At 40.1% G+C, this 6442-nt stretch carries 5 protein-coding genes; all 5 read right to left on the minus strand.

The window, feature by feature from the left end:
* Window positions 1–10 precede the first annotated feature (10 nt).
* The gene (gene ilvD / locus D7V20_RS12185; protein WP_120384526.1) at window positions 11–1840 is read right to left on the minus strand and encodes a dihydroxy-acid dehydratase; all 1830 of its coding nucleotides are present in this window, start codon (window positions 1838–1840) and stop codon (window positions 11–13) included.
* A 346-nt stretch (window positions 1841–2186) separates the two neighbouring features.
* Window positions 2187–2609: a hypothetical protein gene (locus tag D7V20_RS12190; protein WP_120384527.1), complete on the minus strand. Its 423-nt coding sequence runs from the start codon at window positions 2607–2609 to the stop codon at window positions 2187–2189.
* Window positions 2610–2633: 24 nt separating this feature from the next.
* The gene (locus tag D7V20_RS12195; protein WP_120384528.1) at window positions 2634–3053 is read right to left on the minus strand and encodes a hypothetical protein; all 420 of its coding nucleotides are present in this window, start codon (window positions 3051–3053) and stop codon (window positions 2634–2636) included.
* Window positions 3054–3093: 40 nt separating this feature from the next.
* Window positions 3094–3885 (minus strand): trimeric autotransporter adhesin/peptidogylcan-associated protein TpgA, encoded by a 792-nt coding sequence (gene tpgA / locus D7V20_RS12200; protein WP_120384529.1) that lies wholly within the window; start codon window positions 3883–3885, stop codon window positions 3094–3096.
* 63 nt (window positions 3886–3948) lie between these two features.
* Window positions 3949–6442: YadA-like family protein (locus tag D7V20_RS12205; RefSeq protein WP_235831638.1), on the minus strand; the 2494-nt coding region annotated here is incomplete at its 5' end.

Below are 6442 nucleotides of genomic sequence, written 5' to 3' on the forward strand. Positions count from 1 at the left end.
ATTCGATAGTTTAGATTTCTCGAACAGCGCCTTTCGAAGCACTTGTCGTATGCATTGCATAAGCTTTCAAGGCTTTAGAGACTTTACGCGGACGCTCTTCCGCAGGTTTCCAACCTTTTGCTTCTTGTCTTGTATGACGATGCGCCAATGTTGCATCATCAACTGCCAAGTGAATGGTACGGTTTGGAATATCAATTTCAATACGGTCACCATCTTCAACTAATGCGATCGCACCACCTTCAGCGGCTTCAGGAGAAACGTGACCAATTGAAAGACCTGAAGAACCACCAGAGAAACGGCCATCTGTTAAGAGTGCACAATCTTTGCCTAAGCCTTTAGATTTTAAATAGCTGGTTGGGTATAGCATTTCTTGCATACCTGGACCACCACGTGGACCTTCATAACGAATCACAACCACATCACCTGCTGTAATTTTTCCACCAAGAATGGCATCTACTGCTGCATCTTGGCTTTCAAATACACGTGCTGTACCGTTAAATTTCAAGATTGAGTCATCAACGCCTGCTGTTTTAACAATACAACCTTCAAGTGCAATGTTGCCGTAAAGGACAGCCAAACCACCATCTTTAGAGAATGCATGTTCTGCATTACGAATCACACCATTTTCACGGTCACCATCTAAACGCGAGTAGTAACGATCTTGCGAAAATGCTGTTTGCGTTGGTACACCACCCGGTGCAGATTTAAAGAAGTGATATACGTCTTCGTCTTCAGTACGAATAATATCCCACTTATCTAAAGCGTCTTTTAAAGTTTTTTCATGTACGGTGGGTACAGATGTATCCAATAAACCTGCACGGTCTAATTCACCAAGAATTGACATGATACCGCCAGCACGATGCACATCTTCCATATGAACGTCTTGCTTTGCAGGTGCAACTTTACACAGTACTGGCACTTTACGCGATAAACGATCAATATCATCCATAGTGAAATCAACTTCTGCTTCGTGCGCAGCCGCCAACAAGTGAAGAACCGTATTGGTCGAACCACCCATTGCGATGTCTAAAGTCATGGCATTTTCATACGATGCTTTTGTTGCAATTGAGCGAGGAAGAATACTGTAATCTTCTTGTTCATAATGGCGTTTTGCAAGCTCAACAATCAATTGACCTGCTTTTTCGAATAATTTTTTACGGTTGGCATGTGTCGCTAAAGTTGAACCATTCCCCGGTAAAGAAAGACCCAAAGCTTCAGTTAAGCAATTCATTGAGTTTGCTGTAAACATGCCTGAACATGAACCACAGGTTGGACATGCTGAACGCTCATATTCTGCGACTTCTTCATCGCTAAAACTGTCATCTGCTGCAACAACCATGGCATCGACAAGGTCAATCGCATGCTCATTACCACGGATTTTTACTTTACCCGCCTCCATTGGTCCGCCAGACACAAAAACCACAGGAATGTTTAAGCGCATAGCGGCCATCAACATTCCTGGTGTGATTTTGTCACAGTTAGAAATACACACCATCGCATCGGCGCAGTGTGCATTGACCATGTATTCAACAGAGTCTGCAATCAAATCACGAGAAGGCAATGAATAAAGCATGCCATCATGCCCCATCGCAATACCATCATCAACAGCAATGGTGTTGAACTCTTTCGCCACACCACCCGCTGCTTGGATTTGTTCTGCAACCAGCTGTCCTAGATCTTTTAAATGCACATGGCCAGGTACAAATTGCGTAAATGAGTTGACCACCGCAATAATCGGTTTACCAAAATCTTCATCTTTCATTCCTGTCGCACGCCATAAGCCACGTGCGCCAGCCATATTTCTTCCATGTGTCGATGTTTTTGAGCGATAGTCAGGCATTTGTACTTCCAACATTATTTGAGCTGAAATGAATTCAATCATTCATTTTGGCGGAATAAAACTGATAATCAGTCGAAATATATATACATCATACTATAAGATGTTGTGTAACAGATGATCAAACGCAGGATCATTTTTATAGCATCGTGATTTATCACGAGTTCAATGATGATTAGTCAATCAAGTATTCTCAACACTAATATAAACCGATATTTAAGAATACAATACAAAACTTATATGAATAATTTTTCAAAAAAACATAAATTAAAGTAATAAATTTAAATGAATTATATAAAATTCATAGATGAAAAAGGCTTCCGAAGAAGCCTAAATAATCCAATTTCAATTACTTTTGTTTAATTAAATATAAACCTGTACATTGTTTGCCTTCACGATCTGTACAAAGCTCAGCAGTTTTTGCAGACATCCAACGCAGACTCAATCGAATATCAGCATTGGTATAGTCTACAGGTTGTCCGCCACAGCCTGCCTTTTTATTATCCACTTTCACTTTCATAGCCAAAATATCTAAAGCTTTGGCATCATTACTTCTAAGTACAGAAAAATCACCTGTCATTCTTTTCTGTTTGGTCGTATAGGTAAACTGTTGTGGCTTAGTGAATTGATAGGTTTCTGTACATTGAGTCTTGGCATTATAAATCGACCAAGTTCCCCAAAAATCATTGGCTAAATTGACCTGTGATTTATCAAAAGCTTGTGCTTGCATAGCCAAGCCTAAACCAAGTGCCGCGAATACTATTTTCTTCATTTCATGTTTCTCAAAGTATTTAAATTAATGTTCTGGACGAAGATAAACTGGGCAGTTCTTTCCAAAAGAATCGATACAAAAATAGATTTTTTGATCCGATTCTTGCTTTAAAAAGTTCGTGGTAGATGATCCTACCTGATTTTCTTGGCTACCAGTACAATCAGGTTTTTGATTATCGGTTTGGAAACCGATCACCACAGCAGGTAATTCAAAACGGTTGTCTTTGGTAATAAAACTATAGCTTCCCGAAACTCGCTCTTGATTACTTTCAATCAAAACCTCACCTGATGGTAAAAAGCGATATTTTTCAATACATGCAGTACCCGCTTGCACTAAACCCCATTGTGGTGTTTTTTGTAAAACCTGAATTACAGAGGGTGTTTCTGCTTTGCTTACGCCAGCGAAACCCATCAATAAGCTGAATACAACGAGGCTTTTTTTCATGCTGTTATCCAATTCCCTGTCCTATTTAACTCTATCACTTTTACCATGAAACATTAACGCGGCGATTCGGTGCTAGGCATTCTATTAATTGAATTTTTCTATTTACACCAGAACATTGTTGATAAGCATCTGTTTTGTTTTTTGCTTCAAATTGAATTTGCTCAACACTGACACCTTGCTGAACTAAAAGTTGTGTGACAGTGTTGGTTCTTGCTTCAGATAAATTTTGATTATATTGAAATGATCCTAAACGATCTGTATAACCAGAAACCTGTACCGTTTTACCATTAGTTTGTTTAATTTCTTCAACAATTTTTCCAATCACTTCTGGGTTTTTAATGCCCTTTTTATCTGCACGATCATAATAGAATAAAACTGTTGCTGATTGCGTAGAAGGAGAAATTGTACTTTGTTCAGTATCAGATTGATTATTGACTCCCCATGCCATTAGACCTTGGCACGCTTCGCCTTTCCAATACAAGTTTTTAGATAAATAGTCTTTGTCAAAATCTATGCGTAACTGGCAACGCTTATACTGCGTTGAATCAGGTTCTCTGATATCAAGCACGTAATTCCAAGTTTTAACTGCAAATAAGCCTTCAGAAAATTGTGGATTTCCTAAAATATGGCGGATTTGATCTTTACTCAGACCTGTATCTAATCGTGCAACATTGTCATATTCATAACGCGGCACTTGTTTTAAATAACTGTCTTTCAGTTCAGGAAAGTGAATTTCTTGAGCCGTTTGTGTTTCTATCTCAGCAGCATGACTTAAAGACATCACTAGACCACTGATTACACTTAACAGAATTTTTTTGTTGAATGCTTTCATTCTTTATCTCTCTAAAATTAGGGAAGAAAAAGGAAGGTTCGTAAACCTTCCTTGTCTAGTGAATTAGTCAATTACGCCACTGATACCGATACGTACGCTTGGATCACCTTCAGATGCTGCTGCAACACCACCCGTGATCGACCAACGACCGTTATCTGCTGTTTTACGTAGTGTCACACCTACAGCGTTTTCACCACCATGGTATGCCGCACCTGCTGCATAAGTGTATTTACCAGGAACATAAGGTGCCGATTCCATTGCTAATGCAGCTGCAATACCTGCATTGGCTTTTTTCTCAACATCATCGATACGGTTGTTGGTAACACGGAATGCGTTATCAAGCTTATTGTCCACATTATCAATTTTACTGTTTAATGTTTGATCCGCTTGATTCAATGCATCAATTGCACTACCAACATTGTTATAGCTGCTGCCTCCCACATTGTAGCTTGGAGCAGTCGTGAAGCTACCTGTGATATTGTCGTAACCAGCTCCACCACCAAGATAGTCAACAATTGTTTGGTTGGTCTTATTCAACTGACTACCATTCACTGCATCTTTCGATGTGGTATTTACCGCACCATCTTTAACACCAGTAACCACACGATTACCGTCCGTACCCGCTACACTTACTGAGGTACCACCTGTGTCTTTACCGACAGTAATTGGCGCAGATTTGTCAGTTTGCTGTACTAAACCAACTTTACCATCATTAATATTCTGTTGAATATTGGTGATATCTGTTGTGTTCTTATCAACTTGCTGTTGAACATTCCACAATTGACCGCCATTCACCGCATCTTTAGAACCTTGTGCAACCGTACCATCTGCGACATTATTCAATTTTGTGCCATTGCCATTGTTATTCGATAATGTCACTGAATCTTTATTTGCATTGTCATATTGAACAGCATTGTTCGCAACTTGATCAACTTTGTTTTGAACATCAGTGATCGCTGTATCTAACTGTCCTTTATTGACTGCATCTGTTGCATTCACACCATTTGATACATTGGTAATGGTTTTATTACCTGCACTAATACCTGCTGTCGTTACACTTGGGCCATTGGTAATGATCAATCCAGTATTACCTAGAGTGACATTCGAACCAACTGTTACGCCACCATTCTTAATAACAGTATCACCTGTAGTCAGCGAGTTAACATTCAAGTTATCTGCAAGTTTAACGGCAACCTTACCATTCTTCACTTCAGTTGAAATGTTTTTGTCATCACCAACAACTTCAACAGACTCACCCAGTTTTTTCTGTACAGTTTGTCCATCTTGCGCAGTTAACGCAAAGCCTTTATTAACAATACTTCCAGTAGCATCCACAACAGCATTGTTCAAGTCTCCCGCATTCACCGCTTTAGATGCATTTGCAACATTGGTGTAATCACCCGCACTTGCAACATTGCTCAAGCTCGTACCACCTGTTGTGGTGATCTTGCCAGTTGTTGCATCTTTTGTGCTGCTAGACGGTGTACCTGCAAAAGTTACACTGTCTTTATTTGGTGCACCTGATTTGTCATCATACTTCACAGCATAATTGTCTAAAGTTCCTTGTGCTGCGTTTAGTGTATTGATCGCTTGGTTAATACTGGTTTCAGCATTACCACTGCTATCTTTCACAGTCAGAGCAGTGTTATCCACACCAGCAATAATTTTGCCTGTGTTGTCTTGAACTGAAATACCATCTTTACCAATTACAGTTGAACCAGTGCTACCATCTGTACCATTGTTTACTGTAATACCTGTCAAGTTGTTCAAGTTCTTGTTCAACTCGATCGCAACTTTACCGCCACTAACTTTGGTGGTGATGTTGCTATCTGCACCAACAACTTCTACAGCCTCACCTAAGTTTTTCTGTACTTTATTGCCATCAGCTGCTTGTAATGCAAAGCCTTTGGTAGTCGCTGCATTGGTTGCATCTGAAACTGCATTATTCAAATCACCTGCATTTACCGCTTTAGATGCATTTGCAACATTGGTGTAATCACCCGCACTTGCAACATTGCTTAAGCTCGTACCACCTGTTGTAGTAATCTTACCTGTTGTTGCATCTTTCGTGCTATTCGCTGCTGTACCGTTGCCGTTACCTGCGGTAATGCTGTTGTAGTTGGTACTACCGTCAACATTCTTGTCGTATTGAACACCATTGCTTAATACAGACTGAATTGCATCATGAATATTGTCCTTACCTGTACCACCAATGTTGGTCATTGTTATATTGCGTGCTGTTGGATCACTTGAGTTGTTTGTTGCATTACCACCAAGAATGTCTTTAACAGCTTCAAGGCCTTTATGTAACTGCCCGCCAGTAATCGCATCTGTTGATCCAGCAGCCAATGAACCTGCTGTCAATCCACTGATCTTGTTGGTCGTACTGTCAACAACAACATTACCTACCGTCACTTTGTCTGTGGTAATGCCATCTTTGGTGATCACAGTTTGATCACCAACAGTACCCACTGTTAAGCCAGTTGTATCCAACTTGCTATTGCCCGCTGTAACGCTGTCAATCGCTATGTCTTTGGCAAGTTTTACCGTCAAGGTG

It is taken from the genome of Acinetobacter rongchengensis (genome assembly GCF_003611475.1).
Taxonomy (GTDB): Bacteria; Pseudomonadota; Gammaproteobacteria; order Pseudomonadales; family Moraxellaceae; genus Acinetobacter; species Acinetobacter rongchengensis.

What these genes read in the sequence shown, in the direction of transcription:
- tpgA (WP_120384529.1), bottom strand. Translation starts at nt 3,885, where the DNA reads ATGAAAGCATTCAACAAAAAAATTCTGTTAAGTGTAATCAGTGGTCTA.
- D7V20_RS12190 (WP_120384527.1), bottom strand. Translation starts at nt 2,609, where the DNA reads ATGAAGAAAATAGTATTCGCGGCACTTGGTTTAGGCTTGGCTATGCAA.
- D7V20_RS12195 (WP_120384528.1), bottom strand. Translation starts at nt 3,053, where the DNA reads ATGAAAAAAAGCCTCGTTGTATTCAGCTTATTGATGGGTTTCGCTGGC.
- ilvD (WP_120384526.1), bottom strand. Translation starts at nt 1,840, where the DNA reads ATGCCTGACTATCGCTCAAAAACATCGACACATGGAAGAAATATGGCT.